The organism is Actibacterium sp. MT2.3-13A (assembly GCF_018139985.1).
Classification (GTDB): domain Bacteria; phylum Pseudomonadota; class Alphaproteobacteria; order Rhodobacterales; family Rhodobacteraceae; genus JAGSOU01.
In genome coordinates, this window is sequence record NZ_JAGSOU010000003.1 from 268,440 (window position 1) to 287,785 (window position 19,346).

Genomic DNA, 19,346 nt, shown 5'->3' on the forward strand with positions numbered 1-19,346 from the left:
GGCTCACTCCCTGAAGCTGCGGCTGTCCTTGATCTGGTCCCAGGCCCAGACCACCTCTTGCAGCCGGTCCTCGTCGGCACGGTTGCCGCCGTTCATGTCGGGATGGAGATCCTTGACCAGGCTCTTGTATTTCTTGCGGATCTCGGTGCGCGACCAGTGATCCATCGCCTCGAGGATCTCCAGCGCCTTGCGCTCGGTGGGCGGCAGGCGGCGGGTGCCGGTGATCGACTTGCCGGGATTGCGGGTGGCGTTGTCACCCAGCACCTGGTGCGGGTCGTCCACGCCCAGCCGGGCCCAGGCGCGCTGTTCCTCGGATTTCTTGCCGAAGGGCTTGGTCTCGCGCTCCCAGACGCGATCCTTGTTGATCTGGGCCTCGAACTCCTCCTCGGTCGCGCCGGAGAAGAAATTCCATTTCAGGTTATATTCGCGGACGTGGTCCTTGCAGAACCACAGGTAGTCGTCCAGCGTGTCCGGCGATCGCGGCGCGCGGTACTGGCCCAGCTCCTCGCAGCCGGGATGTTCGCATTTCCGGTTCGAGGTCTCGAACGCCCCGGACATGCCGCGCTTCGTGCGCGTGCGCTTTCTCTTGTCTGCCGATACCGAGATATCGAACCCGAACGGATCGCTCTTGTTCATGCTCTGCCCACCTTTTCGACTCGGACGACAGAGTTTAATGCTTAAAATCCGGGAATGAAGGGGGATGTGGCGAAAAATGACAGTGGCAGACGAAATCCGCTCACGGCTGGAGGCGGCATTCCAGCCGGCGTTGCTCGAGGTGCGCGACGACAGCGAGCAGCATCGCGGCCATGCCGGCTACCGGGAGGGCGGGGAGAGCCATTTCACCGTGACCCTTCGCGCCGAGGCTTTTTCCGGCATGTCGCGGCTGGCCCGCCACCGCGCCGTGCACGCGGCGCTGGGCCCGGAGCTGGTCGGGCGCATCCACGCGCTGGCGCTGAAGATCGAGGGCTGAGCCGCCGTTATTCGGCGGCCACGCCGTCGTTGCGGCCATTGTCGCCGTCGCCGCCCTTGTCCCCGTCCCTGGCCGCGTCGCGGCGGGCGGGGCCGAGGCTGGGCGCCGCGCCGGCGCTGCCGCGCGCGACTGCGGGGGCGTTGCCCGGCTCGGCCCCGGCGCTGAGCGTGGCGGCGGCCGCGGCCGCGATCTCTTCGGGGCTGCGCGGAGCACGCTCCGGCCCAGGAACGGGCGCCTCGGCGCCGAGGGCGCGGCGGAAGATCAGCATGTTCTGGAAAGTGGTGGTCCTGCCGGTCAGGCCCTGGCGCTCCTCGCAGGGCAGGGTGTCGGCGCGCAGGTATTCCCACCCGTCGCGGCCCATCTCGTTCATCAGCGCCATCAGGGTGTGGGCGAAGCGTTCGCGCGTTCCCTTGAGACCCTTTGCCCGCTCGCCCTTCAGCGGCGCGGGCACGACCTTGTACTCATACTGAGGCATGACACCCTTCCCTTGGTTCAGCAGTTCGAGATTATCCGATTCGCGACGATCGAGTTCAAGGGCGCCGCCGCGCGGCGCAGGACCCGAAGGTTCAGCGCCCGGCCTTGTCACGCGACGTCTGCCACAGGTGCCGATTCGTCATCCGCAGCAGTTCCTCGACCATCGGGTCGGGTCCCTGGCTGACCGGCAGCGTCTCGGGCGGGGCCAGCCGCAGGCCGAGGCGCCGCTGCACCTCTTTGCGCTTGGCGGCGTAGTCGCGGATCTGCTGCGGCCAGAAGCCGGCGGTCCGGTATTTCCCGCCCGGCAATTTCCGCAGGCGGGCGACCTCGCGCTCGTCCCGTGTCGGGCTGCCCAGCGGGTTGAGGTGATTGTAGAGGAACAGCGCCCGCACCGCGTCGGCCGAGACCGACTCGTTATCGTGGCGCTCGCTCAGGCCCAGCGAGGCCAGCGTCGGCAGGTCGAAGCGCGACAGCAGCGCGTCGCAGATTCCGGTCTTCACGGCGTCCTCGAACTTGACGAAGGTCGTGGCCTCGCGGCCGAAGACCCCGGCGAGCCGCAACGGCAGATCGTAGAGCCGCTGGATCGCCGTGTCATAGCGCGTCGGGCGCACCCGCAGGCCGGCCTTGGCCAGTTGCTGGCTGTCGGACGAGATCCAGCTGTGCAGTTCGCGGTAGAAATAGACCGCGTGCAGCTTTCCGTGGCGGCCGAGGAAGTCGCGCAGCCGGGTCATCGGCCCTTCGTCGAGCATCGAGAGATATTCGCTCGAGATCACCACGGTGGTGCCGCGGGCCTGCGCCAGGTCCTGCTCCAGGTCGCTCAGCGTCTCGGCGTCGCGGGCGCGGATCGCGCCTTCGTCGAGACCGGAATGCACATTCCAGACAAAGGCCATCGGGTCCGGCAGGAAGGCCGAATAGAGATTGGGGTAGGGGCCGCCGGTGCCAAGATAGGTGATCCCCGCGGCGCGCAGCGCGTCGCGGTGCTCATCGAGGGTCTTTTGCAGCGAGGTCGAGCCGGTCTTGTGCGTCCCGACATGCAGCAGGATGGTTGTCTTGTCTGACACGCGTGCCTCCCGGGCGCCGGGCCTAGAGCCCCAGCTTCGCGGCGACGATCTCGTTCACCGCCTGCGGGTTGGCCTTGCCGCCGGTCGCCTTCATCACCTGGCCGACGAACCAGCCTGCCAGTTTCGGGTTCTGCTGTGCCTTCTCGACCTGCGCGGGGTTGGCGGCGATGATCTCGTCCACCACCTTCTCGATCGCGCCGGTATCGGTCACCTGCTTCATGCCGCGGGCCTCGACGATCTCCGCCGGCTCGCCGCCCTCGGTGTAGACGATCTCGAACAGGTCCTTGGCGATCTTGCCCGAGATGTCGCCCTTGGTGATCAGGTCGATGATGCCGCCCAGCTGCGCCGGGCCGACCGGGCTTTGGGTGATGTCGCGGTCGTCCTTCTTGAGGCGCCCGAACAATTCGTTGATCACCCAGTTGGCGGCGAGCTTGCCGTCGCGGCCGGCGGCGACCTCTTCGAAATAGGCGGCGTTCTCGGCCTCGGCGGTCAGCACGTCGGCGTCGTATTCGGTCAGGCCGAATTCCTTGACGAAACGCGCCTTCTTCTCGTCCGGCAGCTCCGGCAGCGAGGCAGCGATCTCGTCCACCCATGCCTGCTCGATCTCCAGAGGCAGCAGGTCGGGGCAGGGGAAGTAGCGGTAGTCATGCGCCTCTTCCTTGGAGCGCATGGAGCGCGTCTCGCCCTTGTCGGGATCGTAGAGTCGGGTTTCCTGCACCACCGTGCCGCCGTCCTCGATGATGGCGATCTGGCGGCGCGCCTCGTATTCGATGGCGGCCTGGATGAAGCGCATGGAGTTCATGTTCTTGATCTCGCAGCGCGTGCCCAGGACCGAATGGTCGCCGGTCTCGATGAATTTCTCGTAATCGCCCGGGCGGCAGACCGAGACGTTCACGTCGGCGCGCAGGTTGCCGTTCTGCATGTTGCCGTCGCAGGTGCCGAGGTAGCGCAGGATCTGGCGCAGCTTGCCGACATAGGCGGCGGCCTCCTCCGGGCCGCGGATGTCGGGGCGCGAGACGATCTCCATCAGCGCGACGCCGGTGCGGTTGAGATCGACGAAGGACATGTGCGGGTCCATGTCGTGGATCGACTTGCCCGCGTCCTGCTCCAGGTGGATCCGCTCGATCCGCACGCGGCGGGCGACACCGGGGCCCATGTCCACGATCACCTCGCCCTCGCCCACGATCGGGTGGTAGAGCTGGCTGATCTGGTAGCCCTGCGGCAGGTCGGGGTAGAAATAATTCTTCCGGTCGAAGGCGGATTTGAGGTTGATCTCTGCCTTCAGCCCCAGCCCGGTCTTGACCGCCAGCGCGACGCAGCCCTCGTTGATCACGGGCAGCATGCCGGGCATGGCGGCATCGACGAAGGCGACGTTGGAGTTCGGTTCGGCCCCGAACTGGGTCGAGGCGCCGGAGAAGAGCTTGGCCCGGGAGGCGACCTGGGCGTGCACCTCCAGCCCGATCACCAGCTCCCAGTCATGCTTGGCGCCGGCAATGGTTTTCGGTTTCGGAGCGGTAAAGCTGAGATGGTCGAGCATTCGGCAAATCCTGTCAAAGGTCTGGCGCGGTTCTAGGACAGGGGGGGGCGCGGGGCAAGGGGGGCAAGGTGGCGGGAACTGGCCGAGTGGCACGGGCGGGGCTTGCGGGACGCGGCGCGGCGGGCAAATCTGTCGGCGTTCAGGCGGGAGGCGCGGATGCTGGGCAGGGTTCTGAGAGGGGTGATGGTGACGGCGCTGCTGCTGGCGGCGGCGGGCTGCGCCCGCCAGGAGGTTTCGGCGCGGCTGTCGGGGGCCTCGATGGCCGCCGGGGCGCTGCCCGCGATGCGCTGGGATCACCGCGCCGAGGCCGCGGACTGGACGCGCGCCACGCTGGGCGCGCTGGAAAGCCACGGCGCGGCGCTGCCGCACAGCCTGCCGGCGGATATCGGGCGGTTCTGCCCGGGCTACGAGAGCGCCTCGCTGGACGAGCGGCGCGCCTTCTGGGCGGGGCTGCTGTCGGCGCTGGCCAAGCACGAAAGCACCTGGAACCCGCGCGCGGTGGGCGGCGGCGGCCGCTGGTTCGGGCTGGTGCAGATCGCGCCCCGCACGGCGCAGGGCTATGGCTGCCGGGCGCAGAGCGGCGCGGACCTGCAGGAGGGCGGCGCCAATCTCAGCTGCGCGGTGCGGATCATGGCGCGCACCGTCGCCCGCGACGGAGTGATCGCCCAGGGCGGGCGCGGCGTGGCGGCCGACTGGGGGCCGTTCAAGGTCGCCGGAAAGCAGGCCGACATCGCCGCCTGGACCAGCAGCCAGAGCTACTGCCGCTGAGCGCGACCCCGGATGGCCCGGATGCGGCGCGTGCCGCGCCACGGCCGTTCGGCGCGCCCTTGCGGGCGCGGATTGAGTATTTTCGCCAAGAAGAAGATCAGCCGGTCTGCACCGCGCGCGCCCAACTCGGCCGGCGGCTGTTGTCGAGCAGCGAGACGGTGGGGGCGTGGCGGCCGCCGAGCGCCAGCGTGGCGGCGCGCAGCATCTCGATCCCGTCCTCCGATTTCGCGGGCAAGGCGGCGGCCGAGATCGGCTGGCCCACGGTCAGCCGGTAGGGCTGGCGGTCCTTGTTCAGGGTCTCGTGGAACAACGTGATGTCGCGCAGCGTCGGGTGGATCAGGTCGAACAGGTAGAACAGCACCGAGTTGCGGGCGCGGATGTTGACCGGGATCACCGGCAGGTCGAACTTGCGCGCGATCATCGCTGCGGAGGCCATCCAGGGGCGTTCGTGCAGCTTCAGTCCGCGCCGCTTGGCCAGGCGGCCGGAGGGGAAGATCACCCCCAGCCGGCCCGCCTCGATGGCGCGGCGGGTATAGGCCATGGTCTCGCGCGTCTTGCCGTGCGAGCGCTTTTCCTCGCGCCATTCCACCGGGGCGATGATGTCCTCCATCTGCGGCAGCACGCGCAGGATGTCGCGGTTGGCGTAGAAGAACAGGTCGCGGCGCAGCTGGCCCAGAAGGCTCCACAAAATGACGCCATCGGCGATGCCGGTGGGGTGGTTGGCGACGATCAGCGCGGGGCCGGAGCGCGGCACGTTCTCGAGCCCCGACGCCTCGACATCGCGGGCCAGCAGGCGCGCCATCTCGTCCATGATCACGGGGGCGGGGTGGTCTTTCAGCGCCTCGCCCAGGGCGACGGTGCGGGGATAGCCAAGAAGGCCGGTCAGCAGGTTGCGCGAAGGGGCGCTCCAGGCATGGTCGGCAAAGAGCCAGGGCGCGCGTTCCTCGATCAGCGGGTCGATTCTATCCTTCATGCGCCTTGTGACCACGTAAACGTGACAGTTGCGTAACAGCAGACCCCGGCGGGCCGGGCCCGGTCAAGCGTTTTCGCCCGGGCCCGGATTTCGGCGGGGAACCGCCCGCCGTTCAGCCCTCGCCGAGCATCCGGCCGACCATTTCGGACATGTCGCGCGACAGGCCCCCGGTGGCCGCGATGCGGCCGAGCTGGGCGCGGATCAGCGCTTGGCGGTCGGCGTCGTAGCGGCGCCAGGTCTCGAAGGCGGTGGACATGCGCGCCGCGGTCTGCGGGTTCAGCGCGTCGAGCCGGATCAGCCAGTCGGCCACGAAGGCGTAGCCCGCGCCGGAGGCGTGGTGGAAGCCCGCCGCATTGGCCGAAAGCCCGCCGATCAGAGCGCGGAAGCGGTTGGGGTTCTTCCAGTCGAAATCGGGATGCCCGGCCAGTTGGGCGGCCAGCGCCGCAGCGCGGTCGGGGGCGGCATGCGCCACCTGCAGGCCGAACCAGCGGTCGATCACCAGACGCTCCATCCGCCAGCGCTCGTAGAAGGTCGCGAGTTGCCCCTCGCCCGCGCCGATGTCGAGCAGGCAGCCAAGAGCCCCGAACTGTTCGGTCATATTGTCGGCCCCGGCGAACTGCGCCTCGGCGCGGGCCGGGCCATCCACGCGCGACAGCAGCGACAGCGCCGCCAGCCGCAGCGCGCGCTTGCCCGCATCCGCCGCGTCAGGGCGGTAGGGGCCGGGGCAGGCCGTCGCCTCGTAAAGCGCGCCGAGCTGCGGCGCGAGGTGATCGGCCATCGCGTCCTTCAGCGCCTCGGCGGCGGCGTGGATCGCCGCCGGATCGGGCGTATGGCCGCCGTCGTGCAGCGTCTGCGCGATGTCGTCCTCGCCGGGCAGGCTGAGCGCCAGCGCGCGGAAGGCGGGGTCCAGCTGCTCATCGCGCAGCAGCGCGGCCAGCGCGTCGAGATAGGCCGCATCGGGGGCGGCGTGGTCGCGCACCATGCGGATCAGCCCATCCTTGGCCAGGGCCCGGCCCGCCTCCCACTTGTTGAACGGGTCGGTGTCATGGGCCAGCAGGAAGGCGCGCTCGGCCGCGGGGCGGTCGTGGTTGAGGATCACCGGGGCGGAGAACCCGCGCAGGACCGAGGGGATCGGCCGGGCGGAGAGCCCGCCGAAGGTGAAGCTCTGCTCGGCCTCGGTCATCTCCAGCATGGTCGTCGGCAGCACCTCGTCGCCATTGGGGCCGATGAGACCCAGCGCGATCGGGATCACCTGCGGCGCCTTGTCGGGCTGACCTGGGGTGGGCGGTGTTTCCTGTTTGAAGGCAATGGTGTATGTGCCGTTTCTAAAGTCATCCGTGAAGCTCAGTCGCGGCGTGCCGGCCTGCGAATACCAGCGCTTGAACTGGCTGAGATCGCGGCCCGTGGCATCCTCGAACACCTTCAGCCAGTCCTCGATCGTGGCGGCCTCACCGTCGTGGCGGGCGAAATAGAGGTCGAGTGCGCGGGCATAGCCCTCGTCGCCCACCAGGCGCTTGAGCATGCCGATCAGCTCGGCGCCCTTTTCATAGACGGTGGCGGTGTAGAAATTGTTGATCTCGACAAAGCTTTCGGGCCGCACCGGATGCGCCAGCGGGCCGTTGTCCTCGCGGAACTGGCGGGCGCGCAGCGCCATCACGTCCTCGATCCGGTGCACCGCGTGGCCGCGCATGTCGCCCGAGAACTGCTGGTCGCGGAACACCGTCAGCCCCTCTTTCAGGCACAGCTGGAACCAGTCCCGGCAGGTGATGCGGTTGCCCGTCCAGTTGTGGAAATACTCATGCGCGATGATCGCCTCGATGCGCGCATAGGTCGGGTCGGTGGCGGTCTCCGGGCTGGCCAGCACGCAGGAGGAGTTGAAGATGTTCAGCCCCTTGTTCTCCATCGCGCCCATGTTGAAATCGTCCACCGCCACGATGTTGAACACGTCGAGGTCGTATTCGCGGCCATAGGTCTCCTCGTCCCAGCGCATGGAGCGCTTCAGCGCGTCCATGGCGAAGGCGGTCTTGCCCTCGTCGCCAGGGCGCACCCAGATGTTCAGCGCCACCTCGCGCCCCGAGGCGGTGATGAAACTGTCGGAGGTCGCCACCAGTTCGCCCGCCACCAGCGCGAAGAGATAGGCGGGCTTCGGCCAGGGGTCCTGCCATTCGGCCCAGCCCGCGCCCCGCGCCACCGGGTTGCCGTTCGACAAGAGCACCGGCAGGTCGCTCTCGATCCGCACGGTGAAGGGGGCCATCACGTCGGGGCGGTCGGGGTAATAGGTGATCTTGCGGAAGCCCTCGGCCTCGCACTGGGTGCAATACATGCCCTTGGACATGTAGAGCCCCTCCAGCGCGGTGTTGGCCTCGGGCGCGATCTCCACCTCGGCCTCCCAGATGAAGGGGGCGTCGGGGGCGGGGCAGGTGAGGCCGGTTTCGGTGATCTCGGGTGAGACCTCCTTGCCGTCGATTTTCGCCCAGACCAGGCGCAGGTTCTCGCCATGCAGGAAGAACGTCCTGTCGGCGGCCTCGGGGTTGGGGCGGAAGGCGATGCGCGAGAGGACGCGCGTGGAGGTCGGGGCCAGCCGGAAGGTCAGGTGCACCTGATCCACCAGAAAGGCCGGCGGGGTGTAATCGCTCAGGTAGATCGGCTGCGGCGCGGCGTCTTTCATGGCGGGCTCCTCTGTTGGCCCTCCTGATCTATCCGTTCGGGCAGCGACTGCAAGGGTGCGGCTTTGCAGTCGGAAATGTTCACTTTATGTTCGCGACATGACGGTTACGATTCTCTGGTTCAAACGCGATCTGCGGCTGTTCGATCACCCGGCGCTGGCCTGCGCTGCGGCCGGCGAGGGGGCGGTGCTGCCGCTTTATATCGTCGAGCCGGGGTATTGGGCGCAGCCCGATACCTCGGCGCGGCAATGGCGCTTCACGGCGGAATGCCTGGAGGATCTGGCAGCCGGGCTGGCCGCGCTGGGCGCGCCGTTGCAGGTGGAGGTGGGCGAGGCGGTCGAGGTGCTGCGCAAACTGGCGGCGGCGCGGGGCGTGGCCCGCTTCGTCAGCCATGAGGCGACCGGCAACGCCTGGACGCATGCGCGCGACCGGCGCGTCGCGGCCTGGGCGCGGGCGGCCGGCGTCGAATGGGTGGAACTGCCGCAATCGGGCGTGGTGCGGGGGCTGGCCAGCCGCGACGGCTGGGCCCGGGCGCGCGCCGCGTGGCTTGGCCAGCCCACGGCGGCGGCGCCCCAGGCCCTGCGCGCGGTTCCCGGGTTGGGACCCTGCCCAATCCCCGAGGCGCGCGACCTGGCGCTGCGCTTCGATCCCTGCCCGGGGCGGCAGCGGGGCGGACGGGCGCGGGGGCTGGAGGCGATGGGGGGCTTTCTGGAGGGGCGGGGGCCGGACGACCACCGGGCCCTGTCCATGCCGGCAGAGGGGAAGGGCGCCCCTTCGCGCCTCTCGCCCCATCTGGCGCTGGGGGCGCTGTCGGGGCGCGAGGTGGCGCAGGCCGTGGCGGCGCGTCGCCGCGTGGTGCGGGGGCAGGGTGACGGCTGGCCGGGCCGCCTGCGGAGTTTCGGCGCGCGGCTGGCCTTGCGCGACCATCTCATGCAGAAGCTTGAGGAGGCGCCGATCATCGAGCGGCGCTGCCTGCACCCGGCCTATGAGAACCTGCGCCCGGCAACGCCCGACGCCGCGCGGCTGGCGGCCTGGCAGAAGGGCGAGACCGGGCTGCCCCTCGTCGATGCCTGCATGCGCGCGCTGACCGAGACCGGCTGGCTGGATTTCCGCATGCGCGCGATGCTGGTCTCGGTCGCCTCCTACCACCTGTGGCTGGACTGGCGGGCGACCGGGGCGCATCTGGCCCGCCTTTTCACCGATTACGAGCCGGGCATCCACTGGCCGCAGATGCAGATGCAGTCGGGCACCACCGGCATGGAGCCGCCGCGCGTCTGCGATCCGGTGAAACAGGCGCGCGCGCAGGACCCGGCCGGCGCTTTCACCCGCCGCTGGCTGCCGGAACTGGATCAGGTGCCCGATGCCTTTCTGCAGCAGCCCTGGCTCTGGCCGGGGGCGGGGCGGCTGCTGGGGCGCGCCTACCCCGAGCCGGTCGTGGACGTGGCGCAGGCCGGCCGGGCGGCGCGCGACCGGGCCCTGGCGGTGCGCAGGGGCGATGCCTTCCGGGCCGAGGCCGCGCGCCACGCCGGCCGCAAACCGGCGCCGCGCCCGCGCGCGCCGAGAGCCCGCGCCGACGGACAGCTGAGTTTCGATCTGTGAGGGCGCGGGCGGGCATCCGCGCCGCCTTGGGGCGGCCCTTCGCCCGGCGGCGGAAGCGCGCGGCGGTGTGAGACGATCCGCGACATTGCCCGGCCCGCTGCCGGATGCGAAGCCGGCCGCGGCGCGGCAAAGCGGCGGTTTTGGGCAAAATTGGTAAATGAAATTGACCAGCGCTGTTGCCTATCGGAAACAAATTTTCTAATGCTGCGCGCGACTCGATTTGAGAAAAAGTGTCGCAGTTCTGGCCTGCGAGGAGGGATCACAGATGACGAACTATGTGGAACGTGCCGGGCTGAAGGTGGAAGCAACGCTGGCCGCCTTCGTTGAGGACCGGGCCCTGACCGGCCTTGAGATCGGCGCCGAGGCGCTGTGGCAGGGCCTGTCGGACCTGATCCATGATTTCGGCCCGCGCAACCGCGCGCTGCTGGCGCGCCGCGAGGAGCTGCAGGAAAAGATCGACGCCTGGCACCGCGCCAATGCCGGCCAGCCGCATGACGCGGCCGCCTACAAGGCTTTCCTCGAGGAAATCGGTTACCTGCTGCCCGAGGGCGAGGATTTCAGCATCGACACCTCGAATGTCGACCCCGAGATCGCGGCCCAGCCGGGCCCGCAGCTGGTGGTCCCGATCATGAACGCGCGCTACGCGCTGAACGCGGCGAACGCGCGCTGGGGCTCGCTCTACGATGCGCTGTACGGCACCGACGCGCTGGGCGACCTGCCTCAGGGCAAGGGCTATGACCCCGAGCGCGGTGCGCGCGTGGTGGCCTGGGCCAAGCGCTTCCTCGACGACGTGGCGCCGCTGGCCGAAGGGTCGTGGGCCGATGTCACCGCCCTGTCGGTCGCGGGCGGCAAGCTGACCCCGGCGCTGGCCGATCCGTCCCATTTCGCCGGCCATATCGGCGCGGCGGACGCGCCCGACGAGGTGATCCTGGTCAACAACGGCCTGCACATCCGGGTCAAGGTCGATGCCTCCACCCCGGTCGGCAAGGACGACCCGGCCCATATCAGCGACATGATCCTCGAGGCCGCGATCAGCTCGATCATGGATTGCGAGGACAGCGTCGCCGCCGTCGATGGCGAGGACAAGGCGCTGGCCTATTCCAACTGGCTGGGCCTGATGGCGGGCGACCTGGAAGAGCAGGTCGAGAAGGGCGGCAAGGTCTTCACCCGCCGCCTGCATGACGACATCACCTACACCGCCGCCGACGGCAGCGAGGCCACGCTGAAGGGCCGCGCCCTGATGCTGGTGCGCAACGTGGGCCACCTGATGACCACGCCCGCCGTGCTGGACCGCGACGGCAACGAGGCGCCCGAGGGACTGCTCGACGCGATGATGACCTCGCTGGTCGCCATGCACGACCTGCGCAAGACCGCGGGCGCGCGCAACTCGGTCAAGGGCTCGGTCTATGTGGTGAAGCCCAAGATGCACGGCCCCGAGGAGGTCGGTTTCGCCGACGAGATCTTCTCCTTCGTGGAGAAGACCCTCGGCCTGCCGCAATACACCGTCAAGCTGGGCATCATGGACGAGGAGCGCCGCACCTCGGCCAACCTCAAGGAATGCATCCGCGCCGCCAAGCACCGGGTGGCCTTCATCAACACCGGCTTCCTCGACCGCACCGGCGACGAGATCCACACCTCGATGGAGGCGGGCCCGATGATCCGCAAGGGCGACATGAAGCACGCCCCCTGGATCCTGTCCTACGAGGACCGCAACGTCGATATCGGCCTGGCCTGCGGGCTGAAGGGCCACGCCCAGATCGGCAAGGGCATGTGGGCCATGCCCGACCTGATGGCGGCGATGATGGAGCAGAAGATCGGCCATCCGAAGGCCGGCGCCACCTGCGCCTGGGTCCCGAGCCCGACCGCGGCCACGCTGCACGCCACCCATTACCACCGCGTTGACGTGCTGGCCCGCCAGGACGAGATCGCCGCGGGCGGGCCGCGCGGCACGCTCGACGACCTGCTGACCATCCCGGTGATGGAGGGCCAGAACCTCAGCGACGAGGACATCCGCCAGGAGATCGAGAACAACGCGCAGGGCATCCTGGGCTACGTCGTGCGCTGGGTCGACCAGGGCGTTGGCTGCTCCAAGGTGCCGGACATCCATGACGTCGGCCTGATGGAAGACCGCGCCACCTGCCGCATCTCCAGCCAGGCGCTGGCGAACTGGCTGCACCACGGCGTGGTCAGCGAGGGGCAGGTGATGGAGGCGATGCGCAAGATGGCCGAGGTGGTGGACCGCCAGAACGCGGGCGACCCGGCCTACATGCCGATGGCGCCGGGCTTCGAGGGGATCGCCTTCCAGGCGGCCTGCGACCTGGTGTTCCGCGGCCGCGAGCAGCCCTCGGGCTACACCGAGCCGGTGCTGCATGCCCGCCGCCTGCAGCTCAAGGCCACCCGCACCCCGCAGGTCAGCGCGTCCTGACCCGCAGATACAGGAGATAGAGACATGGCGACGATTTCCCTGCGCAAGGCGCGCACCATCATCCGCAAGGCCCTGGACAAGGGCCGGGAGATGAACCTCAAGCCGCTGTCGGTGGTGGTGCTGGACGCCGGCGGCCACGTCATCGCGTTCGAACGCGAGGACGGCGCCAGCCCCGGCCGCTTCAAGATCGCCGAGGGCAAGGCCTATGGCGCGGTCATGCTGGGCATGGGCGGGCAGGCGCAGATGGCCCGCGCCGAGGCCCAGGCCTATTTCATGGCCGCCGTGAACGGCGTCTATGGCGGCAAGGTGATTCCGGTGCCGGGCGGCGTGCTGGTGCGCGACAAGAAGGGCACGGTCCTGGGCGCGGTTGGCGTGACCGGCGACAGCTCGGAGAACGATGCCATTGCGGCCACCGCGGGCATCGAGGCGGCGGCGCTGATCGGCGAAGCGTAAGCGCCGCGATCCGCCTGAAAAACCGGCACGGGCCCCCGGGCGGGGCCCGTGCCGCCGCCGCCCCTTCACGGGCGCGCGCGATCGGCCTATGCTGCGACGAGAACAGCAAGAGGACGGACATGTCGCGCCCCATCGTCGGTATCATCGGCAACCAGTATCTGATCAACGACCAGTACCCCGCCCATGCCGGCGGCACGATGAATTCCGAGGCGGTGGCCGAGGTGGCCGGTGCGCTGCCGCTGCTGGTTCCGGCCGATCCGCGCTTCGTCACGGTCGAGGAACTGCTGGAGACTTGCCACGGTTTCCTGCTCACCGGCGGCCGCCCCAATGTCCACCCCGAGGAATACGGCGAGGAAGAGACCGAGGCGCATGGCGCCTTCGACCGCGCCCGCGACGCCGTCACCCTGCCGCTGATCCGCGCGCTCGTCGAGCGCGGCCAGCCCTTCCTTGGCATATGCCGCGGCTTCCAGGAGGTGAACGTGGCGATGGGCGGCACGCTCTATCCCGAGATCCGCGATCTGCCGGGCCGGATGAACCACCGCATGCCGCCCGACGGCACGCTGGAGGAAAAATTCGCCCTGCGCCACAAGGTGACGCTGACCGAGGGCGGGCCGTTCCACCGGCTGTTCGGCGCGCGTGAGGTGATGACCAACACATTGCACGGGCAGGGGATCAAGAGCCCCGGCAGCCGGATCGTGATCGACGGTCACGCCCCCGACGGCACGCCCGAGGCGATCTATGTCGCCGACGCGCCGGGCTTCACCCTCTCGGTGCAGTGGCATCCCGAATACCGCGCGGCCGAGGATCCGGTCTCGCGGCCGCTGTTCTCGGCCTTCGGGCGGGCGGTGCGCGCCTGGGCCGAGGGGCGCCGCGCCCCGGTGCTCAAGACCGCGTGACTTGACCTTACCCCCGCTGGAAGCGGCAGTCTCTCGCCGCGAACAGGGGAGAACGCATGAAACCAGTGATTATTGCCGGCGCGGCCGGCCTCGTGGCCGCGGGGGTGGCCTATGTCCTGATCCGGGGCGGCGCGGAGGAGGCCACGGCCCCGGCGGGCGGCCAGGGCCCCGCGCCGGGCGCCGCGATCGTGACGGTGCAGATGCCCGCGCTCAGCGCCACGGCGCAGCTCGGGCGCAAGGCTTTCGAGGCGAACTGTGCCACTTGCCACGGGCCGGACGGGTCCGGGCGGCAGGACTCGGGGCCGCCGCTGATCCACAAGATCTACGAGCCCGGCCACCATGCCGACATCGCCATCGTTATGGCCGCGCAGAGGGGCGTGAAGTCGCATCACTGGCGGTTCGGCGACATGGCGCCGGTTCCGGGCTTGACCGAGCGCGAGCTGGGGTCGATCGTGGTCTATATCCGCGAGGTGCAGCGGGCCAACGGGATCGAGTGATCCGCGTGCCGCGATGAAGGGAGTCCAACCATGAAGATCGCCATCGTCTACGCCACCACCGAGGGGCAGACCCGCAAGATCGTCCGGTTCTGCGCCGATCACCTGATCGACGCGGGCGACAGCGTGGAGGTGATCCACGCCGTCGATGCCCGGGATCTGGACCTGGCGCGCTTCGACGGGGCGATCGTGGCCGGATCAATCCATGTCATGCACTACCAGAAGGAACTGGCGGAATTCGCCAAGGTGCAGGCCGGCGCGCTGGCGAAATTGCGCACGCTGTTCCTGTCGGTCTCGCTGACCGCGGCAAGCAACGACCCCGAGGACCGGGCCGGGCTGGCGGACTGCGTGGCGGAGTTCTCGGCCAAGACCGGCTGGACGCCGGGGCAGGTGGCGCATGTCGCCGGCGCCTTCATGTTCTCGGAATATGATTTCTTCCGCAGCTGGGCGATGCGCTGGATCGCGGCCCAGAGGGGGCAGAGGGTGAGCCCGAACGAGGACCGCGAATACACCGACTGGCAGGCGCTGGCCGCCACGCTGGACGCGTGGCGCGCGGGCTGATCTAGGCCGCCAGCAGCCGCGCCTCGTGCCGCTTCAGGCAGATGCGCGAGGTGTCGCCATAGCCGTTCGGGTTGCTGCGCAGTTCGGGGAACAGGGCGAAGAGCTCTTCGCGGGCCGGGCCGGTCACCGCATCGAGGCCCTGCGCGCCGGGGTGGAAGCTCTCGCTCGGGGCGCCTTCGGCGAAGATCACCTGGTGGCGGTCGAACAGCAGGTGGACATAGGTCACCTCGCCGCCGGGCGCGCGGATCACGTCGCGCCCGTCGATCAGGTGCTTGGCGGCGGCCAGAACCTCGCTTTCGCCGAACAGCAGGTTGGCCCGGTGCCCGGTGACGAGCATCCGGTGCTGCGGCGAGACCAGCAGGTCGCGCCCGTTGCCGAAGGCCGAGCCCGCGCGCAGCAGGACCGGCGCGAGCCGACCCACCGCGGGCACCCGCCGCCGCCCCGTCCAGCGCACCGGCCGCAGCCCGTCATCGGCGGTGATGACCAGGTCGCCGGGGCGCAGATCCTCGATCGGGCGGGCGCCATGCGGCGTCAGGATCCGGGTGCCGGCGGCGAAACAGATGACGATGTTCTCGATCTCGGAGAAGTTCACCACCGAACCGTCGCCCAGCGTGGCAAAGCCCGACAGCCCGCCGCCGGCGTCGGAGGAATTGGTATAGGTGATGTCGCCGCGGTCGATCAGGCCCTGGAAATTCAGCGTGTCGCCAATGCTCTCGCCGCCCTCGCCGCCGGCAATGGCGATGGTCGCGCCGCCGCTTTCGGCCAGATCGGCGACCAGGAAGGTGTCGTCGCCGTCGCCGCCCGAGGCGCTGTCGCCCTGGGCGACGGTGATGCTGTCGTCGCCCGCGCCGCCCTCCAGCGTGTCGGCGCCGGTGCTGCCCGCCAGGGTGTCGTCGCCCGCGCCGCCGTCGATCACGTCGTCGCCGCCGGCGGCGGGTATCGTGTCGAAATGCACGTCGGTGATCCACAGCGCCTGGCCCGTGTCGCCGGCGTTGGAATAGACGATCTCGATCCGCGCGACCGGGCCGGCGATCTCCACCAGCGCCGACCCCTCGACCGAGCTGGCACTTTCGCTGCCCTGACCGGCGATGACGGTGTCGCCCGTGACGGTGTCGTTGCCACTGGCGGTGATGGACACTGGCACCGGGTTGCCGTCGGCATCGTAGGCGCGGACCTCGACCACGTCGGTCCAGGTGCCCGAGTCGATGTCGTTGATGCGGAAGGTGGCGTTGCTGACGCTGTCGCTCAGCCCCGAGCCGGGTGTGTGGGAAAACTCGATCGTCGTGGTCGCAGTGGTGCCCGTGCCGAGGCTGTCGCTGGTCAGGTGGAGCGCCGAGTTGCTGGCGAAAGGTTCGCCCGTGGCGGTGTATTGCGTGCTGTCTGAGACCTCGATCCGGTCGCTGATCGGCCCGCGGAGGAAGGAGACATCGACGCGCATCCCGCCGGTGTCCTGGCTGAAACCGCCGCTGATGTCGCTGCGGTCGGTGCCCGCCGCGCTCCAGTTCAGCGATTGCGTTTCCGACACCGCCGCGCCGCCGTCGCCGTGGATCGTGTCGTTGCCCGCGCCGCCCGAGATCGTGTCGTGCCCGGCGCCGCCGGAAACCGTGTCGTCGCCGCCGCCGGCCGTGATGCTGTCGTTGCCGTCCAGCCCCTCGACCGTGTCGCCCAGTCCTGACGGCCCGCTGCCGTCGCCCTGATCCACGCGGTCGCCCTGCGCGTCGGTATAGCCCGTGTCGATGACGTCATCGCCGCCGGTGCCCTCGACCGCGTTGGCGCCGCCGGCGGCACCGGCCTGGGACAGGGGGCTGCCCGTGAAGGCCAGCGAGGCCGAGGCGCTGTCGCCGTCGACGTAATCCGCATAGGAAAAGGCGATGTCGCCCGAGGCGGCGTCGGGGTTGGAGTTGTATTCCAGCACCTGGTAGCTGCGCCCGGCCACCAGCGGCTGCTCGGACAGCGTGTAATAGCCCGCCGCAGCGCCCTTCTCGACCTGGAACTGCGCGATCTGGAAGGTCTCGCCGGTCACGCTGTCCTGCACCGTCCAGACGGCCTCGGCATCGACGGAGGAATTGGTGGAACTGGCGCCTCCGAGCGTGACATCGGCCCTCGCGTTTTCGCGGCCGGCCGAATCGTCGTCCAGCGTCAGCCCTCCGATCCCGCGCTCGTTGTCGGTGATCGTGGCCGTGCCGTCGGCCGTGGCCGGGCCCGACCAGTTGAACGACCCGCCGGTATCGGTCGGGAGAATCCCGTCGGGATTGATGTCATAGAATTTGACGTCGAAGACTGCCATCAACTGCCTGCTCGTTACCCAACCTTTTGCCGGTGCGCCCGCGGGGCTTTTGCCCGGGACGGCGGCGGCCGGTCGGCCCACCCTCATTGTTTTGCCGCGCCGCGTCGTTGGCCCGCCGGCGATCCGGGGGCAGGGCGCGGGTTTCCTCGGCATCCGGACTAGCCGGGGAGTGCGGCAGCGTTAGGGTCGCGTGGCGGCGGCGGGCGGGCGGAAATGCGGAAACAATGGGGCGCGGCGGCGGAAATTGTCGCGGTCAACCGTCGCTCAGCGTCCGTTCCATGCGGAAATTCGTCAGCGCGACGCCGTCGCGGATGACGCTCTGGCGGGCGGTGGTCCGCCAGCCGCGGCGCGACAGAAAACTGCGGGCGAGGTGGCTCGCCTCGGTGCTGAGCACGGGCATGGCGCGGCGCCGCGCGGTCTCGATCAGGGCCGCGTGCAGCCGGTCGGCCACGCCGCGCCCCATCCAGCGCGGCGCGACATAGAGCAGGTCGAGAAACCCGTCCTCGCCCAGCGAGGTGAAGCCGGCGGGGCGGCGGCCGATCACGGCCACGGTGGTCAGGGCCTCCAGCAGGCGAGGCTCCCAGCCGGCTGGCGGCTGGGGCGTGGGGGCCCAGGCGCGGCGCTCCTCGGCGCTGTAATGGCGGGCCGCGCCCGCGTGCACCGCCTCGAACAGGAGCGCGGCCAGGGCCGGGCCGTCGCCGGGCCGCGCGGGGCGCAGCCGCACCGCGGGGGCCCGGCGCGGGGCCTGGTGGAGAGGGGGCTCGGTCGCTCTGCGGTCGCTCATCCGGGCAGTTTTGTCAGCGCCGGGCTGCGGCGACAAGAGGGCTTGCATTCGCCGCGCGCCCCGCGATGATCGCGCGATCTTGCGGAGGATTTGAGATGACTGCGAAATGGGGCGCGCTGGCGCTGGCACTGACCCTGGCCGTGACCGGCCCCGCCTGGGCCCAGGAAGATCCGGTGGCCGAGGCAATCCAGGACTACCTGGATTTCGCCACCTACGAGGCGGGCATCATCCTGCCCGACCAGATCACCGAGGAGATGCTGCCGTCGGTCACCTTCATCGACACCCGCGACGCGGCGCAGTTCGAGGCGGGCACGATCGAGGGCGCGGCGAATATCGAATGGCGCGAGATCCCCGCGCGGCTGGACGAGCTGCCCGAGGACGGGCTGGTGGTGCTGTTCTGCAATACCGGCTCGCTGTCGGCGCAGGCGACGTTCGCCGCGCGCCTGCTGGGCCGGGAGAACGTGGTGGTCCTGCAGGACGGGATTCAGGGATGGCTGGCGCGCTAGGCCGCGTCTTGCGCGGGCTGGACCTGCCGCCGGTCTGGCTGGCGGGGTTCGCCGCGCTGGCCTGGGGGCAGGCGCGGACCCTGCCCACGGGCGCCCCCGGCGCCTGGGCGGGCTGGCTGGGCGGTGCGCTGATCGCGCTGGGCGTTGTGCTTGCCGCGGCCGCGGTTTTCGAGTTCCTGCGCCACCGCACCACGGTCATTCCCGGCCGGACGCCGCGGGCGCTGGTGCAGAGCGGGGTCTACCGGATCAGCCGCAACCCGATCTACCTGGCCGATGCGATGATCCTGGCCGGCCTGTGCCTGATCTGGGGCGCGATTTCCGGCCTGATCCTGCTCCCGGCCTTCATGGCCTTGATTCAAAAGCGCTTTATCGAAGGAGAAGAGGCACGGATCCGGGCCGAGTTCGGCGCGACCTTCGATCGCTACGCCGCGCGGGTGCGGCGCTGGATGTGACGTGTCGTCCCGCCTGAAGGGTTTCGCGATAACAGCTCCTTGTGAAACATAATTTCCCGATGGTAAGAGTCATAATTCTTACCAAGTCCGTTCGTGTTTGCCGGGGCGATAGAGAGGGAAAACAACGTGAAAATCGGGGCACCGAAGGAAATTTTCGAGGGTGAAGCGCGCGTCGCGATGACCCCAGAAAGCGCCCTTCAGCTGCAGAAGCTGGGGTATGAATGCGCGATCGAGAGCGGCGCCGGGGAAGCGGCCGGGTTCTCGGACGCGGAATACGAAAAGGCCGGGGTCGAGATCATCAAGACAGGCGCCCAGCTGTGGAAGGCCGTTGACGTGGTCGTGAAGGTTCGCGAGCCCTCGGAGACGGAGGCGAAGCGTCTGGTGAAGGGTCAGACGCTGATCAGCTTCTTCTGGCCGGCGCAGAACGAGGCTCTGCTTGA

General features: G+C 69.5%; 18 protein-coding genes and 1 pseudogene. 11 read left to right on the plus strand and 8 right to left on the minus strand.

The features are described 5' to 3' along the window. Positions 1-3: 3 nt before the first annotated feature. The gene (locus tag KCI33_RS04805; RefSeq protein WP_212523616.1) at positions 4-636 is read right to left on the minus strand and encodes a J domain-containing protein; all 633 of its coding nucleotides are present in this window, start codon (positions 634-636) and stop codon (positions 4-6) included. 76 nt (positions 637-712) lie between these two features. On the opposite strand from KCI33_RS04805, the gene KCI33_RS04810 reads away from it, so the two are divergent. Further along, on the plus strand, positions 713-970 hold the full coding sequence (locus KCI33_RS04810) for a BolA family protein (RefSeq protein WP_212523617.1): 258 nt from the start codon (positions 713-715) through the stop codon (positions 968-970). A gap of 7 nt (positions 971-977) precedes the next feature. On the opposite strand, the gene KCI33_RS04815 is transcribed toward KCI33_RS04810, so the two are convergent. The 3 genes from KCI33_RS04815 to gatB all read right to left on the minus strand — a co-directional run bounded on the left by KCI33_RS04815 (position 978) and on the right by gatB (position 4,042). Further along, positions 978-1,445 (minus strand): DUF4177 domain-containing protein, encoded by a 468-nt coding sequence (locus KCI33_RS04815; protein WP_212523618.1) that lies wholly within the window; start codon positions 1,443-1,445, stop codon positions 978-980. A gap of 91 nt (positions 1,446-1,536) precedes the next feature. Continuing rightward, positions 1,537-2,505, minus strand: coding sequence for a hypothetical protein (locus KCI33_RS04820; RefSeq protein WP_212523619.1), 969 nt, complete (start codon positions 2,503-2,505; stop codon positions 1,537-1,539). Between the two features lie 22 nt (positions 2,506-2,527). Next, a complete protein-coding gene (gatB, locus tag KCI33_RS04825; RefSeq protein ID WP_212523620.1) occupies positions 2,528-4,042 on the minus strand; it encodes an Asp-tRNA(Asn)/Glu-tRNA(Gln) amidotransferase subunit GatB in 1,515 nt (504 codons plus the stop codon). A 156-nt stretch (positions 4,043-4,198) separates the two neighbouring features. Between gatB and KCI33_RS04830 the strand changes: the two genes are divergently transcribed. Beyond that, positions 4,199-4,810 (plus strand): transglycosylase SLT domain-containing protein, encoded by a 612-nt coding sequence (locus KCI33_RS04830; RefSeq protein WP_249138911.1) that lies wholly within the window; start codon positions 4,199-4,201, stop codon positions 4,808-4,810. A 97-nt stretch (positions 4,811-4,907) separates the two neighbouring features. On the opposite strand, the gene KCI33_RS04835 is transcribed toward KCI33_RS04830, so the two are convergent. Continuing rightward, the gene (locus KCI33_RS04835; RefSeq protein ID WP_212523621.1) at positions 4,908-5,783 is read right to left on the minus strand and encodes a lysophospholipid acyltransferase family protein; all 876 of its coding nucleotides are present in this window, start codon (positions 5,781-5,783) and stop codon (positions 4,908-4,910) included. A 112-nt stretch (positions 5,784-5,895) separates the two neighbouring features. Further along, positions 5,896-8,451 (minus strand): aminopeptidase N, encoded by a 2,556-nt coding sequence (pepN, locus tag KCI33_RS04840; RefSeq protein ID WP_212523622.1) that lies wholly within the window; start codon positions 8,449-8,451, stop codon positions 5,896-5,898. A 97-nt stretch (positions 8,452-8,548) separates the two neighbouring features. Here pepN and KCI33_RS04845 point away from each other — a divergent pair, with 97 nt between their 5' ends. The 6 genes from KCI33_RS04845 (at position 8,549) to KCI33_RS04870 (ending at position 14,877) form a co-directional block, all read left to right on the plus strand. Next, positions 8,549-10,048: a cryptochrome/deoxyribodipyrimidine photo-lyase family protein gene (locus KCI33_RS04845; protein ID WP_212523623.1), complete on the plus strand. Its 1,500-nt coding sequence runs from the start codon at positions 8,549-8,551 to the stop codon at positions 10,046-10,048. Between the two features lie 265 nt (positions 10,049-10,313). Next, positions 10,314-12,473, plus strand: coding sequence for a malate synthase G (locus KCI33_RS04850; protein ID WP_212523624.1), 2,160 nt, complete (start codon positions 10,314-10,316; stop codon positions 12,471-12,473). A 24-nt stretch (positions 12,474-12,497) separates the two neighbouring features. After that, complete coding sequence (locus tag KCI33_RS04855) at positions 12,498-12,926, plus strand: heme-binding protein (protein WP_212523625.1); 429 nt, start codon at positions 12,498-12,500, stop codon at positions 12,924-12,926. A gap of 119 nt (positions 12,927-13,045) precedes the next feature. After that, positions 13,046-13,822 (plus strand): gamma-glutamyl-gamma-aminobutyrate hydrolase family protein, encoded by a 777-nt coding sequence (locus tag KCI33_RS04860; RefSeq protein WP_212523626.1) that lies wholly within the window; start codon positions 13,046-13,048, stop codon positions 13,820-13,822. Positions 13,823-13,878: 56 nt separating this feature from the next. Continuing rightward, positions 13,879-14,319, plus strand: a complete 441-nt coding sequence (locus KCI33_RS04865) for a cytochrome c (RefSeq protein ID WP_212523627.1) — start codon at positions 13,879-13,881, stop codon at positions 14,317-14,319. 30 nt (positions 14,320-14,349) lie between these two features. Further along, positions 14,350-14,877 (plus strand): flavodoxin domain-containing protein, encoded by a 528-nt coding sequence (locus KCI33_RS04870; protein ID WP_212523628.1) that lies wholly within the window; start codon positions 14,350-14,352, stop codon positions 14,875-14,877. A gap of 1 nt (position 14,878) precedes the next feature. On the opposite strand, the gene KCI33_RS04875 is transcribed toward KCI33_RS04870, so the two are convergent. Together KCI33_RS04875 and KCI33_RS04880 are read right to left on the minus strand one after the other, a co-directional pair. Beyond that, on the minus strand, positions 14,879-17,164 hold the full coding sequence (locus KCI33_RS04875; protein WP_212523629.1) for a Hint domain-containing protein: 2,286 nt from the start codon (positions 17,162-17,164) through the stop codon (positions 14,879-14,881). A gap of 253 nt (positions 17,165-17,417) precedes the next feature. Further along, positions 17,418-17,948 (minus strand): GNAT family N-acetyltransferase, encoded by a 531-nt coding sequence (locus tag KCI33_RS04880; protein WP_212523630.1) that lies wholly within the window; start codon positions 17,946-17,948, stop codon positions 17,418-17,420. Positions 17,949-18,043: 95 nt separating this feature from the next. Here KCI33_RS04880 and KCI33_RS04885 point away from each other — a divergent pair, with 95 nt between their 5' ends. The 3 genes and pseudogenes from KCI33_RS04885 to KCI33_RS04895 form a co-directional block, all read left to right on the plus strand. Beyond that, positions 18,044-18,454 (plus strand): rhodanese-like domain-containing protein, encoded by a 411-nt coding sequence (locus KCI33_RS04885; RefSeq protein WP_212523631.1) that lies wholly within the window; start codon positions 18,044-18,046, stop codon positions 18,452-18,454. Then, on the plus strand, positions 18,439-18,906 hold the full coding sequence (locus tag KCI33_RS04890; protein ID WP_249138912.1) for an isoprenylcysteine carboxylmethyltransferase family protein: 468 nt from the start codon (positions 18,439-18,441) through the stop codon (positions 18,904-18,906). Before KCI33_RS04885 ends, KCI33_RS04890 begins: the two co-directional genes overlap by 16 nt. A 126-nt stretch (positions 18,907-19,032) precedes the next feature. Next, positions 19,033-19,346, plus strand: a pseudogene (locus KCI33_RS04895) (NAD(P)(+) transhydrogenase (Re/Si-specific) subunit alpha); the annotation flags it as partial.